The following is an 18,720-nucleotide window of genomic DNA, read 5'->3' as shown; positions in this document are numbered from 1 at the left end:
CCTCCATCGACCGGGGTGCTGCCGGCCGCGTTCGGCTCGTCTGCGCCCCAGGGAGCTCTACATCATGTCGAAGCCGAGCACCGATTTCGTGCGGTGGTCCGAGGTCGTTCGTTCGATGAACGTGGACGCCGAGGCATTGCCCCAGTCGCCCGTGCCCTTGCACGTGCTCTTCGGGGAGGCCGTGGACGTCGCGCGGTTCTTCGAGAAGTATTACAAGACGCAGGTCGGCGAGGGAGGCGTGGTCCTCCGGCGCGGGCTCGATTCCGTGGCAGGTCGCGGGAAGGGGAAAGGGGCGCGGAGGATCGGGCCGAAGACGGGCAAGGAGATCCTGTCGATCCAGCGCGCCGCGCAGGAAGCGCAGACGCGGTATCTGCTCACCGTCGATTCGGCAAAGCCCGACGAGGATCCGCTCGAGCGGGGGCTGTTTTTGCTCGGTGAGATCAAGGCCGCGCTCACGTACCATTTCGATGATGGAGTGACGGACGCGGCCGACGCGCAGCTTGCACGGGTCAGCGCGGCGCACGAGGCGGATCCGCGCTCTGCCGATGCCGTCGCGGCCGCGCTCGCAGATCATGCGGCGCTCGCGGCTACGTACGAGAAGGAGCTCGACGGGTTCGGGGGATTCTCGGCAGCCTACATCGGCGAGGCGAAAAAAGTGGCGGCAGCGCTACGAGAAAAGCCCGCGCGCGTGGCCACGAGCGAGGCGACGAGGGACGCGATTTTGCTGCGGAATCAGCTCGTAGCGCTGCTCCTCGAGCGAATCGCAATCGTGCGGGCAGCGGCGCGGTTCGTGTTCCGCGATCGACCGGAGATCGTGCGAGAGGCGACGAGCGAGTACGCGCGCAAGCGGCGCGCGGAGGCGCGGCGCACCAAGGAAAGCCCCGCGGAGACGGCGGGCGGCTGATCCGGACGAGGAAAAAAGGCTCCCGGAGACCTCGCCACTTGCTCGGCAGAGGCGTGCACAAGACCTACAGCTGAAAGCTGTATCGCCCCGCAGGGCGGTCTCGTGACGCATCGTTCTTTCATGGGGTACAGGTCGCAGCCGCGACGTGACATCGCGGGTGATAGCTGGCTGCTCGTGTCCCCGGGAGCCGTCCCCATGGGAACATATTTTCCCGATGCAGGGAAGCCCCGGAGCGCCGAAATCTTCGGCGCTGCGAGGTCGCGCAGCGAGCTCGCCTCGGGGGGTGAATCGGCCGGGCTGCGCCTGGCCGAGAGGGGGACGCGAGGCGTCCCCCTCGGGACAACGCTCACGGGAGGCGCCGCCACCTGCTCGGCAGAGGCGTACGGGGACGAAAAGCCCTGCGGGGCGGTCCCCGTGACGCTTCATTCTCCATGGGGAGTCGTTCGCAGCCGCGACGTGACATCGCGGGGTGATAGCTGGCTGCTCGCGCCTCCCGTGAGCTCCGCGATGACATCACATCTTGGGCTCGGGCGGAAGGGCGTCGTCGGGGCGCGTCGTGTCTTCTTCGAGCAGCGCGCGCAGGCGGTCGCGCGGGCCGCCCGGGGCGCGGCGGACCAGGGCGTCGAAGCGGCGTGTCTCGGCACGGATGCGCTCGCCGTGGGCACGGAGCGCGGGGAGGGCCTCCTCGGGGAGGGTCGGGCGGGCGAGGACCGTGAGGTTTTCGAGGAGCTCGCGGTGGCTGCGCGGCGCCGTGAGCGTGGCGCTCACGCCGGGTTGCGTGAGCGAGTAACGGTAGCAATCGGGGGCGCTCGGGGGTTTTGTTTCCGGGGCGTCGCCCGGCGCGGGGCGCAGGAGGCGGCCGTAGGAGGTGGCCGTGAACGTGAGGACGCCCGTGCCGCGCGCGACGGCCTCGGGCAGGAAAAGGGCCTCGGCGCCGGGGTGCGCAGCGCTGTGGCGGGTCATCACGACCGGCCAGGGGTGCTTCTGGAGCGCGGAGACGGCCATGGCGCGGTCGTGCGTGGAGAAGCCGAATGCGCGCAGCTTGCCTTCGTCGCGCAGGCGCGCGAGGACGTCGTAATCGTCGTCGGCGAGGCGATCCGGGGAGCGGACCCAGAACAGGAGGAAGACGTCGATCCAGTCGATACGCAGGCGCGCGAGCGTGCGCTCGACGTCGGCGCGGAGAGCGTCGGGACCAGAATGGTAAGTGCCGGCGACGAGGACGAGGCCCTCCCGTCCGGCTCGGCGCGACCGTAGGAAACGCGTGAGCTCGTGATAACGTGGCTCCCAGAAGAAGGCATTGACCCCGGCGTCGCGGGCATCGGCGAAGCTCGACGCGACGAGGCCGTGGGCGCCGGAGACCACGAGCGGCGACACGAAAAGCCCCGTGGTCCCGAGGGGCCGCAGGGTGACGCCTTCGGGCCGCGCGGGCACCGGAGCGCGTTTTCGAGCCAGCTCCGCGGCGGCCGGGGGTGACGCCGGGCGATGCTGGACGAGGGACGGCTGCTTTGAAAATGCCTCGTCCGGGAGCACGAGCGTCAAGGCTTCGAGGTGCGCCTTCACGAGCGCCCCTTCCGCGCCGGGCGCGAGCGCAAGGGCGAGGCGCGCGAGGGCCCGATCGTCGCCGTCGCGAAGAAGCCAGGTATAAGCCGACGTGCGTACGGCCTCGTCGGGCTCGGGTTTCGACGGGTCGAGCAGCGCGAGGAGACGATCTTCCAGGCCGACGACGGCTTCGAGGGCGCTCGCGGCGGCCGCGCGGACCATGGGGGCGCGGTCCTGGGAGAGGCGGAGCAGGGTGCGGAAGGCTTCGGGGTGGAGCGATTCGTCCTCGGGCGCGAGCAGATCGGCGGCGCGGGCGCGGAGGAAGGGGTCCGCCGCGAGGGCAGAGGCGAGCGCGCAGGCGCGAACGTCGTCGGGCGCGACGGCCTCGCGAGCGCGGAGCACGAGGATCATCGCCTGGCGGCGGATCCACGGGTCGGGATCACTGACGGCGGCGGCGAGCGCGGCGTCCGCATCGAGCACGGCGGCGCGAATCCACGGGTCCTCGTCGGCGAGGGCGCGGGCGCGTTCGGCGGGCGGGAGGTCGTCCCCGGCGGCGCGGGCGGCGAGGGCGACGGCGCGGGTCGCCGGGTCCGCGCCTTCAGCGGCGCGGGCGAGCAGGGGGGCGTCGCCGAGCAGGGCGGCGGCTTCGGCGACGGCGCGGCGTTCCCGAACGGACACGGCGCGGGGAGCCGCGGCGACCAGCGCCTCGGCCCAAGCCGCCAGCATCCGCGGCGATCCGGGACGCCTTTCCCATCCTGCGAGCGCGGCCGCGCGGACCTCCTCGTCCGGATCGTCGAGCGCCGCCAGCACGACCGGAAGCGACCGCTGATCCCGCAGCAATCCCGTCACCGCGGCCGCGCGCAGCCCCGGCGCGCCGCTCTTCGCCAAGCCTCGCACCCGCTCCAGATCCTCCGCATTCCCTCGCACCGCGAGCACCTCCGCGGCCCAGGCGAGCGCCCCGGGGGACGGCGGATCCGCCGCGAGAACACGCCGCGCGAGCGGGAGATCCTCCCCGCTCCCGAGCCGATCGAGCACGGCGCGCACTTCCGCGGCGGCGTGGGGAACGCGGGGCTCGTCGAGCCATCGCAACGCGAGGAGGAGCGCGTCGGGATCGTTCCGCTCGCGCAAACGACGACGAGCGAGGGCACGCAAAGGCGCGTGGGGGTCGCCGAGCCAGGCGACGAGCGCGGCGGCGGGCACGAGCGAGGGATCGGCCTTTTCGAGGCGCGCGGTGACGACGGCGGGATCCTCGTCGGCGAGGCCTTCGGCAAGAAACACCGGCGGCGAAGCGGACGCGGCGGGCGTATCGGCAACGCCGGCCCACGCGGCGCCGAGGTAATGCGCGGCGGAGACGACGGTCCCGGTCGGATCCTTTGCGGCGGCCTGGGAGACGGCTTCGCGCACCTCGAAATCGTCCTCGCCGAGCACCACGAGCGCCTGCACGGCCGCGTGCCGGACGCGCCAGAAGGGGTCCGCGAGCGCCTCGACGAGCAGCGACAGCGCGTCCTTCCCCCCGGCCGCGGCCGCGGCGCGCACGGCCGATCGACGCACCCACCACACGGGCTCCTTTCGAATGGCGCGGCCCGCGTACGGCAAAACGTCGCGTGATTCGAGCCGGGCGAGCGCGCGATAGGCGCGGTCGCGCACCGAAGGCATCACGTCGTCGAGCGCCTCGACGAAGGCGAAGGCAAAACGCCGGCTGCGCATCTCGCCGAGCTTCTGGGCGGCGGCGGCGCGTACCAGGGCGTCCTCGTCGCCGAGCATGGCCTGGCGGAGGGCGAAGCGCGCGGGGAGCGGGCGGGGGTCGAGTGTCTCGACGGCGTCGCGCCGGACCTCGGCGTCCTCGTCGAGGAGGCGGACGAGCGCGGGCGGGGTTGCGGGGGAGGAGCGGTCCACGGGGTCGCCTCCGAGCGGGACGGCAAAGTCGAGCGAATGTCAAGCGGCGCGGCATTCTGGCTTGCCGTGCTCGTTCGCTCCCGATTACCCTCACGGCCGCTCGGAGGGAGGTGCTCATGTCGAAGGTCAGCGAACAGGTGCAGAATCAGATCCGCGTGAGCGACAAGGTCGTCGCCTCGGCGCGCACGCATGGCACGGCCGTCGCGGAGATCCTCGCGGCGCGGGCGCAGGAGGTCCAGGGGCCGCTCACGAAAGCCACGAAGGCATCGTACCTCGCGCTCTTCGAAGCGCTCGCGGACGGCCTCGCGCGGGCTGCGTCGGAGCTCGGCCAAGCGGAGGAAGACCTCGCGGCCGAGCGGGCGGACGACATCCCGGTGCGGGCCTCGCGCGACGCGGCGGCGACGGCGCTCGCGGCCTTGCTCGGGCTTTTGCGCCGGACGATCGAGGACCACATGGGGGCGGCGGCGCTCGCGACGTACGGCCTGTCGACCGAATCGCCGCGCGTGCCGGCGAAGCTGCTCCAGTACACGAAGACGGTGGCGCGGCTGCTCGGCGAGCACCCTGCGGTCGTGGTCTCGCCGCTCGGCTCGACGTTCAATACGGCCGTCGCGCAGCAATCGGTGATCAAGCAATCGAGCCAGCTCGATGCGGCGGTGGGGGACGACACCCGCGAGGCGCGCGAGCTCGAGACGGCGCTCGCGGCCCGGGACCGCGCGGCGGCGGCGTGGTCGGATGCATATCAGGGGACGGCGTCGACGCTGGAGGGGCTGTACCGGCTGGCCGGGTATCGGGACCTGGCGGAGAAGGTGCGGCCGACGCAGCGGAAGCTCCGCGGCGAGGATGAGGGGGCGGAGATCGAAGGGACGGAGCCGCCGAAGGAGTGAGGGTCAGGCGTCCGAGGGGAGCCAGAGGTCGGCGAGAGGGAGCTCGATCGCGTCGAAGGGCTCGATGCTTACGCGCTCGTCGTCTCCCCACGTGCCGAGATCGTGCCAGCGGCCGTTCCGCAGCCGATGAGCCGTGAGCACGTGGGCCTCGGGGTCGACGATCCAGCACCACGTCACGCCGTGTTTCGCGTAAAACGGCTTCTTGATGCGCTGGTCGTAGTTGCGGGTGCTCGGGGAAAGAATCTCGCAGACCCAGTCGGGCGCGAGCGTGCTGGCCTCTTCCGGCAGATGGGGCATCCGCTCGCGGCGCCATCCGGCTACATCCGGGACGACCTCCGGCGAATCGGGCAACGCGATGCCGGGTCGAATGAGGATCCACCATCCCCCCGGACCACGCCAGCCACTATCGAAGGGGCTGCTGAGGTGCCCGCCGAGGATCGTCGCGGTTCGCATGTGCGAAGGCCACGGACGCGGATGGGTGTACACCTCCCCGTCCAGGATCTCGCGTTGCACGTTCGGCGGCATGCTGTCCACGTCAACCCTTCGCGGGCAACCAGAGATCGGACAGATCAAGCTCGATCGCATCGAACGGCTCGATCCGCGCGCGGTCGTCGTTCCGCCAGGTGCCGACATCCAGCCAGCGGCCGTTTTCCAGACGATGCGCCATGAGCACGCGGGCTGCGGGGTCGATGAACCACAACCATCGGACGCCGTGCTTCGCGTAAAACGGTTTCTTGATCTGCTGGTCGTAGTCCCGTGTGCTCGGTGAGAAGATCTCGCAGACCCAGTCGGGTACGATCTTGATGGGATCGTCACCCGGCGGATCAGGCATCCGCTCGCGACGCCAGCCGGCCAGATCCGGAGAGACTTCGGGCGAATCGGGCAGCTCGATGCCGGGCTCCGTGGCGATCCACCAGCCACCGGGACCGCCGATGCCACGGCGGAAAGGCGGACCGAGCTGTTCCTGCACGCTCGACGCCCCGTGAACATGCCGAAACCGCGGCCGCGGCTGCGTGTACAGCACCCCATCCAGGATCTCCCCCTTCACGTTCGGGGGAAGCGCCAGGAGGTCCTCATACGTCGCACGTTTCCGCGCAGCATCGGCGGCCATGCCAAGAGGTTGCCCGAGCCCGTGCCCCGCCGCAAGCCGCCAAGGACGCTGGGAAACGCCTTCGCGCCGGCCGCAAGCCCGACGTTTCCATGGGAAACGCCTTCGCGGACGGCGCAGGCCCGTTTTTTCGGCAGCAAACGCCTTCGCAGTCGCCGAAAACCCGTCCGTCAGACGACAGACGCCTTCGCGCCGGCCGCGAACCTCTCCGTCGGATGACGGACGCCTTCGCGGTCACCGCGAACACGTTTCCCACCAGGAAATCGGGCGTGCGGACTCCGCGAAGACGTTTCCCACGGCGGAAACCCGATCGCGGGATGGCCCCTGACCTTCCGGGCCCGTTCTGGTAGAGTCGCGCGCATGCCGGACGTCCTCGCCATCGTCAGCAAGGCCGTGTTCGAGAAGGAAGCGGGCGGGCGCAAGCCGGGCAAGGTGTGGCCCATCGATACCTACCACAGCCAGAGCAAGGGCCTCGCCCCGCTCGCCGGCGGCGGACGGCTGTTCATGGTGACCGTGCGGCCGCCGTCGGACACGCTCTGGCTCGTCGCCGTGCTGGAAAATCCGCAGCTCTCCGGCAAGGGATGGCGCAGCGGGCGAAACCGCGTGCCGATCAGCGATATCACCTCACTCGTGCCAAGGATCCGGTTCGCGAACGGAAAAGGGATCACCGCGGCGCCCGGCACGCTCGGGATGTCGCTCCAGACGCCACGCATGCTCGACGCGCCCTCGGCCGCGCTCTTGCTCGGCGCAGCCTGGAGCGCGGGTGTGGCGCCGGCCGTGAACGTGACGAAACACGATGCCGCCGGGCCGCTTCCGTGCCTGTGCAAGGTGTGCCTTCCGCAAAGCACCGAGCGGGCGGAGACGGGCGGAATGGCGTTCGTCCGGTCGAGCACGGAGGCGCTCGGGCGCGTGCTCCATTTCTGGATGCCCGAGGAGCTCAAGAAGGTCGAGGACGCCGTGGGCCGCTCGGTCCGGACGGCGCTCTCCGCCCGCCTCGCGGCGCGATGATTCGACTCGAAGTCCTCGGCGCCCATACCCAGCTCCTCTCGACCCTCTGCGCGAAATGCCCGCAGGGGCCGGCAGGCTGCTGCAAGGCGCCGCCCGAGATGGATTGGTCGGACGTGGGGCGCGTCATCGCCGGGGGCGGGCGTGATTTCGTGCTCGCGCGAATCGCCAAGAAGGAGCTGATTCCGACCAAGCGCGGGCTCGAGCTCCGGCGGGTGAAGCGGCGGGAGGCCCCGACCCATCCGATGGAGCGCAAATGCGTGTTTCACGGGCCGGGCGGATGCACGATCGACGCGGCCATGCGCCCCGCGACCTGCAATTACTTTCTCTGCGAGGATACGTTCATCGAGGGGGGCGAGCGGAAGGGCGAACGGAGCGCGGTGCTGGCCAGGCAGGCGCACGGGGCGCTGCGGGCGGTGTTCGAGCGGTGGGACGCGGAGTTTTCCGAGAGGATCGCGGCGAGATGGCCGGAGGGGCCGGCGTGGGACGCGGCGTTCCTCGATTGGCTCGGAGAGGTGTTCGTGGAGCTGGAAGAGGCGTCAGGGACGGCGCTTTCCGCGTTGCCCGTCCCTGCGTAGAGGCACGGCGCGCCCCGGGGCGGGGTCAGCGGTCGCGGCAGAGGATGAAGTAGTGATCGAGGGCCTTTTCGCCCTTGTAGGCCGCGCCGATCGAGACGTGCGTGGAGACCTTGCGCATGTAGTCGCGCGTGCCGTTGTAGACGAACGTCTGGAGGCCCTTGGAGTTCGGGATGACCTTGGGCCAGCCCGCCGCGACGGGGCCGTCGGGGACCTGGAAATAATCGATCACGACGCCGCCGCGCGCCTCCCACTCCGCGCGGCCCTTCGTCGGGACCGCGACGAAGAAGCCCGGGCCCACGGTGCCGAGGAACGGCGACTCGTTGTACCCGAAGAGCCGCTCCGAGCCGTCCTCGGGCCGGCAAAACCGCTTCTGGAAGAGCTTGAGGCTCTTCGGCAAGGGGAGCGTGTTGCGGCCGTCGTGGTGGACCGGCGAAAGCTTCGTGATGTCCGTCGGGACGAAGTGGTCGAGCGTGATGAGGGACGCCTTCTCGGCCCTCTGGTAGAGCTTGCGTTGCTCGTCACGCGAAAGGGTGCGGGTCTCTTCGAGCCTGTCTTCGGCGGAGAGCCCGTCGAGGTAGCTGGCGATGGCGTCGATGGTGGCGCTGGAATCTTGGATGAGCTCTCGAAAGCGCACGTGGCCTCCTCAGTTGCGGGAGGATATACCACCGCCCGAGCGATGATCGTCACGTCGAACCTGGGCAAATCGTACGGCGACCGGACCCTCTTCGAGGAGGTGTCGCTGAAGCTCAACCGGGCAAGCCGCTACGGGCTCGTCGGCGCGAACGGCTCCGGCAAGACGACGCTGCTCGAGATCCTGGCCGGCGACGAGGCCCCGACCGAAGGTAGCTTCAACATCCCCGCGGGCGCGCGCATGGGCGTGCTCCGGCAAGACCGGTTCCTCGAAGACGAGGCGAAGATCCTCGACCTCGCGATGATGGGCGACCGGATCGTGTGGGAGGCGCTCGAAGAGGAGAAGCGGATCGTGGAGGACGGGGCGGGCGACGCGCAAAGGCTCGCCGAGCTCGCCGACGTGATCCGGGCGTACGACGGCTACACGCTGAAGGCGCGGGCGACGTCGATCCTGGCGGGCCTCGGGATCCCGATGGAGGCGCACGAGCGGCCGCTCGCGACGCTGTCGGGCGGCTTCAAGCTGCGCGTGCTGCTCGCGCAGGTGCTCGTGGGCGGGCCGGACGTGCTCTTGCTCGACGAGCCGACGAACCACCTCGACATCCTGACGATCCGCTGGCTCGAAAAATTTCTGAACGCGCACGAGGGCTCGGTGCTCGTGATCTCCCACGACCAACGCTTCCTCGACAACGTGGCGACGCACATCCTCGACATCGATTACGGCACGGTGACGCTCTACCACGGCAATTACACGGCGTTCGTGAAGGAGAAACGCGCCGAGCGGGAGCGGCAGCAAGCGGAGGTCGAGCGGATCGAGGAGGTGATCGCGCACAAGCAGTCGTACGTGGACCGGTTCCGGTACAAGGCGACGAAGGCGAAGCAGGCGCAGAGCCGGCTGAAGCAGATCGAGAAGATCGAGGTGCCGGAGCTCGAAGAGAGCTCGCGGCGGACGCCGGTGTTCAAGCTGTCGATCGCGCGGCCAAGCGGGCGGGACGTGCTCGATGTCGCGGGGATCAACAAGGCGTACGGGGAAAAACGGGTGCTCACCGCGGTGTCGCTCGTGGTGCGGCGGGGCGAGCGGGTGGCGGTGATCGGGCCGAACGGGATCGGCAAATCGACGCTGCTCAAGATCCTCGCCGACCGGCTCGACAAGGACGCGGGTACGGTGCGCTGGGGGCACGAGGCGCGCGTGGGGTATTTCGCGCAGGATCACCGGGAGATCCTCGACGATGCGGAGGCGACGCCGCTCGGGATCATGAAAGCCGCATGCCCGACGGAGCCGGAAGCCGCGGTGCGGGGGCGGCTCGGGCGGATGCTGTTCTCGGGCGACGACGTGAACAAGAAGGTCGGGCTGCTCTCCGGGGGAGAGGCGGCGCGGCTTTTGTTTTGCCGGATCCTCGTGGAAGAGCCGAACGTGCTCTTGCTGGACGAGCCGACGAACCATCTCGACGTGGAGGCGATCGAGGCGCTCGCGGAGGCGCTCGTGGCCTACGAGGGGACGCTGATCCTGGTGTCGCACGATCGCTGGTTCGTCTCGAAGATCGCGACGCGTATCCTCGAGGTGCTGCCGACGGGCCGGAACGATTTCCCGGGTACGTACGAGGAATACCTCGCGCGCTGCGGCGACGATCACCTCGACGCGGAGGCCGTGGTCCAGAAGGACAAGGCCGCGAAGAGCGCCGCCAAGGGGCAGGAGCCCGCGGCGCAGGTGTCGGGCTCGGCGTGGGAGGACCAGAAGAAAAAGCGCAATCGCTTGAAGGAGCTGCCCGGTAAGCGCGACAAAGTGGTGGCGGCGATCGAGGCGGCCGAGTCGCAAAAACGAGAGCTGGAGTCGCGTTTTTGCGAGCCGGGGTTTTTCGAGCGGACGAGCAAGGAGGACGTGGCCGCGCTGGATCGGCTACGAAAAGAGCTCGACGGGAAGATCGACGCCCTCATGGGGGAGTGGGAAGCGATCGAGAAGGAGCTCGCCGAGGGCGGCTGACGTCCCAGGTGGTGGGTTGCCAAGAGCCGCCAGCGCGTGATAGCTGGCGGCCCGGTACAATGAGAAAAGCTGCGATTGTTCTGCTGTCCGGCCTGTTCGCGGCTGGATGTGGTCTCGTCAACGTCCAAACGAACATCCCGGGCCTCATGGGTGGTTCGTCCGACGGCACGCCCAGCACGGGGCCGTTCGGCATGTTGCCGTACGACGAGGACGAGGCGGGCAAGGCGGTGCTCGCGACGTTCAAATCATGGGATTACACGTCCTGCGAGAACCACATGTGCGTGCCCGATTTCAAGAAACAGGCGGGCGTGAAGGAGTACCAGGACAAGGCGACGTACATCTACCTGTACAACCCGCGCCGGACGCTGAAGAACCCGGACCCGACGTGGCTCACGGGCTGGGACAAGATGCCCGAGGACGAGAAGGCCAACACGTCGGACGAGACGTACCAGGCGCTGATCGTGGCCGCCATGCGCAGGACGTGGCTCGCGAAGTGCTACGCCGATTACCTCGCGATCGACAAGGAGGCGCGGGCGCTCGACGCGAAGTGGGCCACCGAGATCGCAGAGGCGTCGAAGGTCCCGGGCCCGTACGGGCGCATCGGCGCGCTGCTCGACCTGCAGAAGACGGCCCAGAAGTCGGCGTCGAGCCAGTCGGTCATCGACATCCTGATGACGCAGGTCGGGTTTCAAAGGGACCTGCGTGTCGCGATCAAGAAGGCGTACGAATCGACAGGGCGCGATTACCTGTACGCGATCGTGAGCGGCGCGCCGCAGCAGAACGACGTCCGCGCCCGGCTCGACGCCGCGACGGAACGGGACATGTATTGCGCCTACGCGGCCTCGAACGGGACGCCGAAGACGCCGGCGCTCGACAGCGCCGGCCGCGGTAACTCGTACACCGAGCGCGGCGCGAAGTACGTGAAGCCGCTTTTCTCCGAGGAGACGATGAAGAAGATCGATCGGCTCCAGGAGAAGGAGGAGAAGAAGTCCGTCGACGAGGTGCGGCCGGGCAATTTCTCGAAGGTGTACATCGAGGGCATCGAGAAGGGCGAAAAGGAAATCCCCGGCCATCCGAAGCTCGGGTACTATTCGGGGTTCGGCGAGGTCAAGAAGATCACGCAGAACAGCGGCAAGACCGAGCTCGAGATCCTGTACGCCTACACGAACGAGTATGCCTACGATTGCGTGGAGACGAACCGGATCCACAGCATCCAGAATGGTCGGATCGTCTACCGGGAGATCTGCAAGACCGGCAAGAGCATTCAAGAGACGACGGTGCGGCTCACGCTCGGGGAGATGCCCGAGGGCGTGACGGTCCAGGTCGGCGACAAGGTCGAGGGCTACGCCATCGTGAAGAAGCACGAGGCAAAGACGGTCACGGACACGAAGCCGCTGATCAAGAAGACCGAGCTCTGGGTGCTGGAGCTCGAGCACCTTTCGAAGCTGACCCGCAAGGAAAAGCTCGTCGGGCAGTGGTTCTGAGCTGAACGGACGGTCCAACACGAAAGGCCGGCACGCGGGAAGCGTACCGGCCTTTTTCGTTCTGGCCTCGAACCGTCAACCCGATCCGGCTGCGTGGAGGTTGTCAGGGCCAACCGCACACGGGCCGATGAGACGCTACTGAATCGACCCCCACGGTCGACTCGGCGGCTGGCTCGGAGGCGGCGTGCCGAGCCCCAATCCACGACGAACGCTGACGTCCTCGGGGTCGATCCCCTCCACGAAGAGGAGGATCTGGTCGACCTCGATATCGTCGACGTCGCCATTGGTCTTCTTCCCGGTGACCAGACAAACCTCCGAGGGCCCAGGCTCCAGATGTACGGCGAAGACGGGCGATGTCTGCGTCGAGAGCGGCGTGTTCCCGTACGGGTCGCGCTCGAGCGTGATCCCCAGGGGGAAAGGCTTGCCATTCACCGTGATCAGGTTGCTCAAGGTCTCGGAGTTCCGGAGGTTGACCACTTGCAGAAAGGCGTCGAGCGCCTCCGGCACGTTCACGAGCGAGCAGAGGCGCGCCGCCGTTGCCAGCCCGCTCGGGAAGTTCTGGCTACCGGCGCGGTTGTCGCCCAGGTGCGCCGTCCCCTCCAGGAGAGCGATCGGCTGGCCGGGAGGATAGTTGCTCCGCGTCCCCGAGCCTCCACACCCGGCAAGCAGGATCGCCCATGTACCCGCGAGGAGGAGGCCACGGCAGAATTGCATGATGGTCTCTCTTCCTCACCAAACCCGGGAAGCGTCGTCAAGCAGGAAGGCACCCAGACGCGCTCCGCGGCCAGAAAAACGAAAGGCCGGCACGCGGGAAGCGTACCGGCCTTTTTCGTTCTGGATCCGGGTGGGCCATGAAGGACTTGAACCTTCAGCCAATGGATTAAGAGTCCACTGCTCTACCAATTGAGCTAATGGCCCGGTTTTGCTGCTTCTCTTTTCAACGGTCTCCCGAGCTCCCCTGGAAGAGTCGACTCGGAACCCGGTACGCCCGGCCCGATTCGAACGGGCGACTTTCGGATTCGAAGTCCGACGCTCTATCCAGCTGAGCTACGGGCGCATCCTGCGCCGCCCTCGGGTGGCACGCGACGAGCCTTCTACCCGTCCCGATGGCTCATGTCAAGCACCTGGATGCATTCTTTTTTCGTGTAGGTTGGCTCATGATTCCGGCACGGCTGAGGTCGGTCGCGCAAAACCCCACGATCGGCCGTGCACATCCCCTCCCCCGCGCGCGCCGAGCGCGCTAACGTCCGCGGCATCATGCGCCTGCTCGCCCGGATCGCCGCGCCCCTCACCCTCGGCCTCGCGCTCGTCGCCACAGGCCCGCGCGCCTCCGAGGCCGCCCCCGGCGCCAAGACCGCGAAGACGGAGCCCACGAAGGACAAGGGCAAGAAGGACAAGGTCGAGCCAAAGAAGGGCGCGGAGAAGCGGCCGAAAGGCGCGCTCTCGGCAGGGGCGCCGAACAAGGGGCGGCTGTACGGGGGCGAGAAGCTCGCGTCGAGCAAGTCGGTCGAGGTACGCGGCGGCGGGCACGCATACGGGCTGCCGGACCTCGTGCGGGTGCTGCGGCGCGCCGCGGCCAAAGTGAGCGGGAAGCACAAGGGGTCGGTGCTGTACGTGGGGGACCTGTCGGCGAAAAACGGCGGGGCGCTCTTCGGGCACAACTCGCATCAGTCGGGGCGCGACGCGGACGTCGGCTTCTACATGGTGAGCGAGAAGGGCAAGCACGTGAACCCGCACAGGTTCGTGGCGTTCGGGAGCGATGGGCGGCCCCGCGGCGGCGAGGTCGTGCGCTTCGACGACGAGCGGAACTGGGCCTTCGTCGAGGCGCTGCTCACCGACACGAAGACCGACGTGCGGTACCTGTTCGTGTCGGCCGGGCTGCGCACGCGGCTGCTCAAGTACGCGGCGAAGAAGAACGTGTCGAAGGAGCTCTACACGAAAGCCGCGTCGGTGCTGATGAGCCCCGCGGACGCCGACGTGCACGACGATCACTTCCACGTGCGGATCGCCTGTCCCGAGAGGATGAAGTCGGCGTGCGTGGAGGAGTCGCACGTGCGCGGAGGCGGCGGGGGGAGCGCGGCGAGCGCGACGAACGCGGCGGGCGCGAGGAGCAAGGACGCAAAGGGGGAGCCGGCTGCGAAGGAAGAGGCGGGCGAAGCGAAGGAAGAGAAGGAAGCCAAGGAAGCGGCGCCGCCCCCGCCCGTGGCCACGAAAGCCAAGAAGGACGAGGGCGGCGACAAGGACCGCTAGATCGTCAGGACCAGCGCAAGGAGCGCACGATCGCCTCGCGATCGGCCTCCTCGCTGTCGCGTTCGTCCCAGGGGCAGACATAACTCGCCTGCACGACGCGGTCGCCGTTCGAGAGGAACCAGATCTGCACGAAACAGCCACGCACGAGGTAGGTGGCCGTGGCGACGACGCCGTCGGGGCGCTCGAGGGTGCCCATCTCGAGGGGTTCGAGCCTGCGGCGTTTGCCCCAGGCGCGTGCGAGGGCTTCGAGCTCGGTGGGTTCGTTGCCGGGCTGCTCGTCGTCGTCGTCGAAGAGCATCTCGGCCACCATGAGCCGGCCCGTGCCTCCCTCGGCCGCGAGCGCGACCGGAGGCAGGGTGCTCGGATCGGAGTAGGTCACGTCTTCGAGACCGGACCAGGCGGGGGGAAGGTCGAGCGAATAACCATCCAGGTTGAGCCGCATCACGCGGAGAAAACTAGCAAATCGCGCCGTTCGATCGGGGGCGAAATGGGGGTCGATCGGACAGGATATGTCCTATCTCGGGTCGGACGTTTTTGGTCCGATCGGACGGAGATTGTCCGAAGTCAGGCTTGACTTTCGCCGATGTCGATCAGGACGGGGGCGTGGTCGCTGGGCCGTTCGAGCTCACGGACGCTGCGGTCGACCCACACGTCCTTCGTGCGCGCGAGGAGCGGCGGCGTGACGAGGGCGAGGTCGATGCGCAGGCCATGGTTCTTGCGGTAGGCGCCCATGCGGTAATCCCACCAGGAGTAGATCTTGTCATCGGGATGGCGCGCGCGCAGGGCGTCGACGAGCCCCCAGGAGAGCAGTCGCCCGAGGGCGGCGCGCTCGTCCGGGTGGCAGAGGACCTGCCCTTCCCAGCGCTTGGGCTCGTGGACGTCGAGGTTCGTCGGCGCGACATTGAAGTCGCCGCAGACGAGCAAGGGTTCCTCCGGCTTGTGGTGCGTGGCGAGGTCGAGCCCGAGCCGCTCGAACCAGGCGAGCTTGTAGGCGAAGGGCTTCGTGCCCACGGCCTGCCCGTTGGGTACGTAGACGTTCACGATGCGGACGCCCTCGATCGTGGCGGCGAGGAGCCTGCGCGGGGCGTCGTCCTCGTCGCCGTCGAGGTTCTTCTTCACGTCCTCGATGCCGAGGCCGTACCGCGCGGCGATGGCGACGCCGTTGTAGGTCTTCTGCCCGAAGTAGACGACGCGGTAGCCCGCGTCGCCGAGGGCCTCCTCGGGGAATTTCTCGTCCTCGACCTTGGTCTCCTGCATGCAGAGGACGTCCGGGCTCGCGCTCGCGAGGAAGGTGCGAAGGTGTTCGAGGCGGGCGCGGATCGAGTTCACGTTCCAGGAGGCGATTCGCATGGCCCTCCCGTAGCCCGGAAAAACCCTCGCGAGAAGTCCTCAGCCGCCGAGGGACGCCGCGAGGATGCGAAGGAGGCCCTCGGGGTCGTCGACGTGCACCCAGTGGTCGGCGTTCGGGAGGATGTGGACGCTGAGGGTCGGGTCCTTGGCGGCGAGCGCGGCGAGGCGCGCGCGGTCGTCGGGGCTCACCGTGTTCGAGCGGCCGCCGATGACGAAGCCCGTGCGGCGACGGCCGTCGGGCTGCTCGACGACCGGCCAGAGGTCCTGGGCGAAGTAGTCGTCGAGCAGGTCGCGGATCGCGGCGAGGTCGAGGCGGAAGCGGAAGGCGTCGCCCTCGCGGCGGACGTTCATCGCGAGCCAGTCGGCCTCGGCGCGGGAGACGCCGTGTGAGGTGACGAGCTCGAGGAAGCGCTCGCGGGACGGAAGCTCCGCGGGGAAGGATTCGAGCATGGCGAGGATCTTCGCCGCGCCGACGTTCTCCATGCCGAAAGGACGCGCGCTCGGGGTCGAGTCGAGCACCCAGAGCTGGTCGAGCTCGCCGCGCCTCCTGTCGGCGTACGCGAGCGCGACCTTGCCGCCGAAGGAGTGGCCCATCACGCCGCGCACCTCGAACGGGAGCGCAGAGCCGAGCCGCACGAGGTCGTCGGCCGCGGCCCCGAGCGTATGCGGGGGCGGGAGCGACGTGGAGAGGCCGTGCGCGCGGAGGTCGACGAGCACGAAGGCCCAGGTAGGGCAGGCCGACGCGAGGGCGCGGGTGAACGTCCGAAAGTTGCCGCCGGAGCCGAAAATGCCATGCAGTACGAGCATGCAGCACGAAGGCGACGCACCGGGCGCGGTGACGATGGCGTGATGGGGAAGCGTGGCGGGGTCGTGCATGGCGTCCTGGATCCGGCTGTACGGCGGAAGCCGGAGTCGGTGAAGAGGGGTAGCATGTGCGCATGAAGAAGAAGGCGCCATCGAAGCCCAGGAGCCCTGCGAAGACGACTGGACCGAAGTCCGGAAACACACCGACGCTGCCGATGAAGCTTTCGAACGCATCGTTCGAAAAAATCGAGCTTGATGACGTGTCGATGGCCGACGCGAAGGTGCACGACACGACGTTCGAAAGGGCTTCGTTCGACGATGTGAATTTTTCCAGCGCGACGATTCACAACGCGTCGTTCGAGGACACGAAGCTCGACGACGCGAGCTTCGCGCGAGCCAACGTGAAAAACGTGTCGTTCGAGTCCGCTGCGTTCGACGACGTGACGTTCGCGAAAACGAAGATCCGAAACGCCTCGTTCGAAGGCGCGTCGCTCGACGACGTGAGCCTCGCCGGCGTGACGATCACGAACTGCTCGATCGAAGGGCTGACGATCGACGGCGTTCGAATCGATCTTTTGTTGCAGCACAAACGATCAGGCGCGCCGCAGAGCGACGCGCATGATCAAAAACCCGAAGGATGAGTTCGGTTTTTCCGATGGTTCAGGCCTCGATGAGGCCGGTGCGGACCGCGATCCGCGTGAGCTCGACGGCGCTCTTGCAGCCGAGCTTCGCGTAGATCCGCACGCGGTGGGTCTCCACGGTCTTCGGGCTGATCGTGAGACGCGCGGCCGTCTCGCGGGTGGAGATGCCCGCCGCGAGCAGGCGCAGGACCTGCCGTTCGCGCGGCGTGAGCGCGTCGAGACCACCCGTGCCTTCGGGCGCAGGTTTGCGCATCGCGCGGACGACGGCGCCCGCGATGCGTTGACTGAGCGGCGCGCCGCCGCTCGCGATTCGCCGAATGCCGTCGATCACTTCGGCGAGCTCGCTGGTCTTCACGAGGTACCCCTGCGCCCCGGCGCGAAGCGCTTCGGCGACGCGGAATTCGTCGTCGTAGCAGCTCAAAACGAGCAGCTTTGCGGTGGGCACCTGGACGCGAAGGGCCGCGAGAAGCTCGATGCCGTCGCGATCGGGAATGTTCAAGTCGACCAGCACGACTTCGGGCTTGATCGACTGTACTTCCCGAAGCGCATCGGCCGCCGTGCCCGCCTGACCGACGACGGTCATCCCCGGTTCCGCTTCGAGTGCTTTCGCAAAACCCTCCCGCAAAACCGGATGATCATCGATGAGGTAAACGCGGATGCTGTTATTCGTGTCCGACATGACAAGGACCGCCCTTCAACGAATTGGGCCTCAGCCTGACTCGCGCGTCAAGTGCGGCTGTGGTCGGGCGCACGCGGAACACGCCCTACGGAAAGTCCCTACCCCGCTCGATTTCCACTTGGACAAACGAGCTTACAAACCCCAGCCAGCCGTTCACAACGTATGAATCGATCAGCCAGCGGCGGCAAGGGGTCCGGAGGCTCGACGACGCGGGGAACCTGCTCGATGGAAGGGGCCCATGAGTCCGAGCCCGAACGTGCCGGCCGCGCCACCCGGTAGCCCCGACGACAAGAAATCCGGGCCCTCGGTTTTCATCGTGGATGACGATGATGCCCTGGTCGAAGCACTTTCCGATCTGCTCCGAGAAGAAGGCTACGAGGTAGAAGCGCACACCGTGGCAAGCGAGGCGCTCGCAAGGCTGGTAGCAGGCACCCGGCCCGATGTGATTCTCCTCGATTACTTGATGCCCGAGATGAAAGGCGACGCGTTCCTCGCCGCGCTCGATCGCGCAGGGATCGACGTTCCCGTGATGGTGCTCTCCGCGATGAACGAGTCGCGCCTCGATGTGCCCGTTCGTCGGGTGCGCGCGATGATTCGCAAGCCCTTCGATCTCGAAAAGCTGCTCGACGAGCTTTCACGTCTCGCCGCCTGAACGGCGCCCCGTACGCTCGTTCGTTTCGCGCTCCGTGCGCGGTGGATGCAAATGCCACGGCGCTGCACGGATCGGGGGACCGCGGGGGCGCACGACGTCGGCACGGTCCTCGCTCGATGAACGGGGCCCATGACGTCCACCGCATCTGCCGAGATCCGAGAGCCCGCATCCGGTCGCTCGTCCGGGTTCGTCACGACGTCCCCCCTGCCCGAGCTCGATCACCTCTTTCGCCTGTTCGTGCTGAGCTGGGATCTGTGCGGAACGTCAGCCCAAGCGCCCGAGTCGACGCGGGCCCTCGGCCTCGTGGGCGCACTGCTCGATCGAGGCGCACGGGTAGC

The 18,720-nt window shown here is 68.2% G+C and carries 18 protein-coding genes and 2 tRNA genes; 9 read left to right on the top strand and 11 right to left on the bottom strand.

The annotated features are described in order from the left end of the window. Positions 1–64: 64 nt before the first annotated feature. Complete coding sequence (locus KEG57_RS05895; protein ID WP_272458254.1) at positions 65–904, top strand: hypothetical protein; 840 nt, start codon at positions 65–67, stop codon at positions 902–904. A 513-nt stretch (positions 905–1,417) separates the two neighbouring features. On the opposite strand, the gene KEG57_RS05890 is transcribed toward KEG57_RS05895, so the two are convergent. After that, positions 1,418–4,339, bottom strand: coding sequence for a HEAT repeat domain-containing protein (locus tag KEG57_RS05890; protein ID WP_272458253.1), 2,922 nt, complete (start codon positions 4,337–4,339; stop codon positions 1,418–1,420). 116 nt (positions 4,340–4,455) lie between these two features. Here KEG57_RS05890 and KEG57_RS05885 point away from each other — a divergent pair, with 116 nt between their 5' ends. Beyond that, on the top strand, positions 4,456–5,223 hold the full coding sequence (locus KEG57_RS05885; RefSeq protein WP_272417045.1) for a hypothetical protein: 768 nt from the start codon (positions 4,456–4,458) through the stop codon (positions 5,221–5,223). A gap of 3 nt (positions 5,224–5,226) precedes the next feature. Here KEG57_RS05885 and KEG57_RS05880 read toward each other — a convergent pair whose 3' ends face one another. Continuing rightward, entirely contained in the window at positions 5,227–5,748 is a 522-nt protein-coding gene (locus tag KEG57_RS05880; protein ID WP_272417717.1) for a Uma2 family endonuclease, read from the bottom strand. 10 nt (positions 5,749–5,758) lie between these two features. Beyond that, positions 5,759–6,334: a Uma2 family endonuclease gene (locus tag KEG57_RS05875; protein ID WP_272417044.1), complete on the bottom strand. Its 576-nt coding sequence runs from the start codon at positions 6,332–6,334 to the stop codon at positions 5,759–5,761. Between the two features lie 357 nt (positions 6,335–6,691). Between KEG57_RS05875 and KEG57_RS05870 the strand changes: the two genes are divergently transcribed. Both KEG57_RS05870 and KEG57_RS05865 read left to right on the top strand, forming a co-directional pair. Beyond that, positions 6,692–7,339, top strand: coding sequence for a hypothetical protein (locus tag KEG57_RS05870; protein ID WP_272417043.1), 648 nt, complete (start codon positions 6,692–6,694; stop codon positions 7,337–7,339). Continuing rightward, positions 7,336–7,914, top strand: a complete 579-nt coding sequence (locus tag KEG57_RS05865; RefSeq protein WP_272417042.1) for a hypothetical protein — start codon at positions 7,336–7,338, stop codon at positions 7,912–7,914. Before KEG57_RS05870 ends, KEG57_RS05865 begins: the two co-directional genes overlap by 4 nt. 25 nt (positions 7,915–7,939) lie before the next feature. On the opposite strand, the gene KEG57_RS05860 is transcribed toward KEG57_RS05865, so the two are convergent. Then, positions 7,940–8,548 (bottom strand): hypothetical protein, encoded by a 609-nt coding sequence (locus KEG57_RS05860; RefSeq protein ID WP_272417041.1) that lies wholly within the window; start codon positions 8,546–8,548, stop codon positions 7,940–7,942. A 42-nt stretch (positions 8,549–8,590) separates the two neighbouring features. On the opposite strand from KEG57_RS05860, the gene abc-f reads away from it, so the two are divergent. Together abc-f and KEG57_RS05850 are read left to right on the top strand one after the other, a co-directional pair. After that, positions 8,591–10,522, top strand: coding sequence for a ribosomal protection-like ABC-F family protein (gene abc-f / locus KEG57_RS05855; RefSeq protein WP_272417040.1), 1,932 nt, complete (start codon positions 8,591–8,593; stop codon positions 10,520–10,522). 146 nt (positions 10,523–10,668) lie between these two features. Then, positions 10,669–12,006, top strand: a complete 1,338-nt coding sequence (locus KEG57_RS05850) for a hypothetical protein (protein WP_272458252.1) — start codon at positions 10,669–10,671, stop codon at positions 12,004–12,006. 135 nt (positions 12,007–12,141) lie between these two features. Here the strand turns inward: KEG57_RS05850 and KEG57_RS05845 are convergent, their stop codons facing one another. The 3 genes from KEG57_RS05845 to KEG57_RS05835 all read right to left on the bottom strand — a co-directional run bounded on the left by KEG57_RS05845 (position 12,142) and on the right by KEG57_RS05835 (position 13,063). Continuing rightward, complete coding sequence (locus KEG57_RS05845) at positions 12,142–12,720, bottom strand: hypothetical protein (protein ID WP_272417038.1); 579 nt, start codon at positions 12,718–12,720, stop codon at positions 12,142–12,144. A 131-nt stretch (positions 12,721–12,851) separates the two neighbouring features. Beyond that, positions 12,852–12,924: transfer RNA gene (locus tag KEG57_RS05840), tRNA-Lys, on the bottom strand. A 65-nt stretch (positions 12,925–12,989) separates the two neighbouring features. After that, positions 12,990–13,063, bottom strand: a tRNA-Arg gene (locus tag KEG57_RS05835). A 149-nt stretch (positions 13,064–13,212) separates the two neighbouring features. Between KEG57_RS05835 and KEG57_RS05830 the strand changes: the two genes are divergently transcribed. After that, positions 13,213–14,256: a penicillin-insensitive murein endopeptidase gene (locus tag KEG57_RS05830; RefSeq protein WP_272458251.1), complete on the top strand. Its 1,044-nt coding sequence runs from the start codon at positions 13,213–13,215 to the stop codon at positions 14,254–14,256. A 4-nt stretch (positions 14,257–14,260) separates the two neighbouring features. Here KEG57_RS05830 and KEG57_RS05825 read toward each other — a convergent pair whose 3' ends face one another. From KEG57_RS05825 to KEG57_RS05815, 3 genes are all read right to left on the bottom strand, one after another. Continuing rightward, positions 14,261–14,701 (bottom strand): hypothetical protein, encoded by a 441-nt coding sequence (locus KEG57_RS05825; protein ID WP_272417036.1) that lies wholly within the window; start codon positions 14,699–14,701, stop codon positions 14,261–14,263. Positions 14,702–14,820: 119 nt separating this feature from the next. After that, positions 14,821–15,606: an exodeoxyribonuclease III gene (xth, locus tag KEG57_RS05820; protein ID WP_272458250.1), complete on the bottom strand. Its 786-nt coding sequence runs from the start codon at positions 15,604–15,606 to the stop codon at positions 14,821–14,823. A 39-nt stretch (positions 15,607–15,645) separates the two neighbouring features. Further along, positions 15,646–16,482: an alpha/beta fold hydrolase gene (locus tag KEG57_RS05815; protein ID WP_272417034.1), complete on the bottom strand. Its 837-nt coding sequence runs from the start codon at positions 16,480–16,482 to the stop codon at positions 15,646–15,648. Positions 16,483–16,544: 62 nt separating this feature from the next. On the opposite strand from KEG57_RS05815, the gene KEG57_RS05810 reads away from it, so the two are divergent. After that, positions 16,545–17,051, top strand: coding sequence for a pentapeptide repeat-containing protein (locus tag KEG57_RS05810; protein ID WP_272417033.1), 507 nt, complete (start codon positions 16,545–16,547; stop codon positions 17,049–17,051). A gap of 19 nt (positions 17,052–17,070) precedes the next feature. Here the strand turns inward: KEG57_RS05810 and KEG57_RS05805 are convergent, their stop codons facing one another. Beyond that, on the bottom strand, positions 17,071–17,730 hold the full coding sequence (locus tag KEG57_RS05805; protein ID WP_153821281.1) for a response regulator: 660 nt from the start codon (positions 17,728–17,730) through the stop codon (positions 17,071–17,073). 238 nt (positions 17,731–17,968) lie between these two features. Here KEG57_RS05805 and KEG57_RS05800 point away from each other — a divergent pair, with 238 nt between their 5' ends. Beyond that, complete coding sequence (locus tag KEG57_RS05800) at positions 17,969–18,382, top strand: response regulator (RefSeq protein WP_272417032.1); 414 nt, start codon at positions 17,969–17,971, stop codon at positions 18,380–18,382. Positions 18,383–18,720: the final 338 nt, after the last annotated feature.

The organism is Polyangium jinanense (genome assembly GCF_028435365.1).
The sequence above is the reverse complement of the archived record's forward strand: the minus strand, read 5'-3'. Positions and strand labels throughout refer to the sequence as shown.

Bases quoted from the DNA above. Each gene is read 5' to 3' on its own strand.
- KEG57_RS05895 (WP_272458254.1), top strand. From the start codon at position 65: ATGTCGAAGCCGAGCACCGATTTCGTGCGGTGGTCCGAGGTCGTTCGT.
- KEG57_RS05885 (WP_272417045.1), top strand. From the start codon at position 4,456: ATGTCGAAGGTCAGCGAACAGGTGCAGAATCAGATCCGCGTGAGCGAC.
- KEG57_RS05880 (WP_272417717.1), bottom strand. From the start codon at position 5,748: ATGCCGCCGAACGTGCAACGCGAGATCCTGGACGGGGAGGTGTACACC.
- KEG57_RS05875 (WP_272417044.1), bottom strand. From the start codon at position 6,334: ATGGCCGCCGATGCTGCGCGGAAACGTGCGACGTATGAGGACCTCCTG.
- KEG57_RS05870 (WP_272417043.1), top strand. From the start codon at position 6,692: ATGCCGGACGTCCTCGCCATCGTCAGCAAGGCCGTGTTCGAGAAGGAA.
- KEG57_RS05865 (WP_272417042.1), top strand. From the start codon at position 7,336: ATGATTCGACTCGAAGTCCTCGGCGCCCATACCCAGCTCCTCTCGACC.
- abc-f (WP_272417040.1), top strand. From the start codon at position 8,591: ATGATCGTCACGTCGAACCTGGGCAAATCGTACGGCGACCGGACCCTC.
- KEG57_RS05850 (WP_272458252.1), top strand. From the start codon at position 10,669: ATGGGTGGTTCGTCCGACGGCACGCCCAGCACGGGGCCGTTCGGCATG.
- KEG57_RS05845 (WP_272417038.1), bottom strand. From the start codon at position 12,720: ATGCAATTCTGCCGTGGCCTCCTCCTCGCGGGTACATGGGCGATCCTG.
- xth (WP_272458250.1), bottom strand. From the start codon at position 15,606: ATGCGAATCGCCTCCTGGAACGTGAACTCGATCCGCGCCCGCCTCGAA.
- KEG57_RS05815 (WP_272417034.1), bottom strand. From the start codon at position 16,482: ATGCACGACCCCGCCACGCTTCCCCATCACGCCATCGTCACCGCGCCC.
- KEG57_RS05810 (WP_272417033.1), top strand. From the start codon at position 16,545: ATGAAGAAGAAGGCGCCATCGAAGCCCAGGAGCCCTGCGAAGACGACT.
- KEG57_RS05805 (WP_153821281.1), bottom strand. From the start codon at position 17,730: ATGTCGGACACGAATAACAGCATCCGCGTTTACCTCATCGATGATCAT.
- KEG57_RS05800 (WP_272417032.1), top strand. From the start codon at position 17,969: ATGAGTCCGAGCCCGAACGTGCCGGCCGCGCCACCCGGTAGCCCCGAC.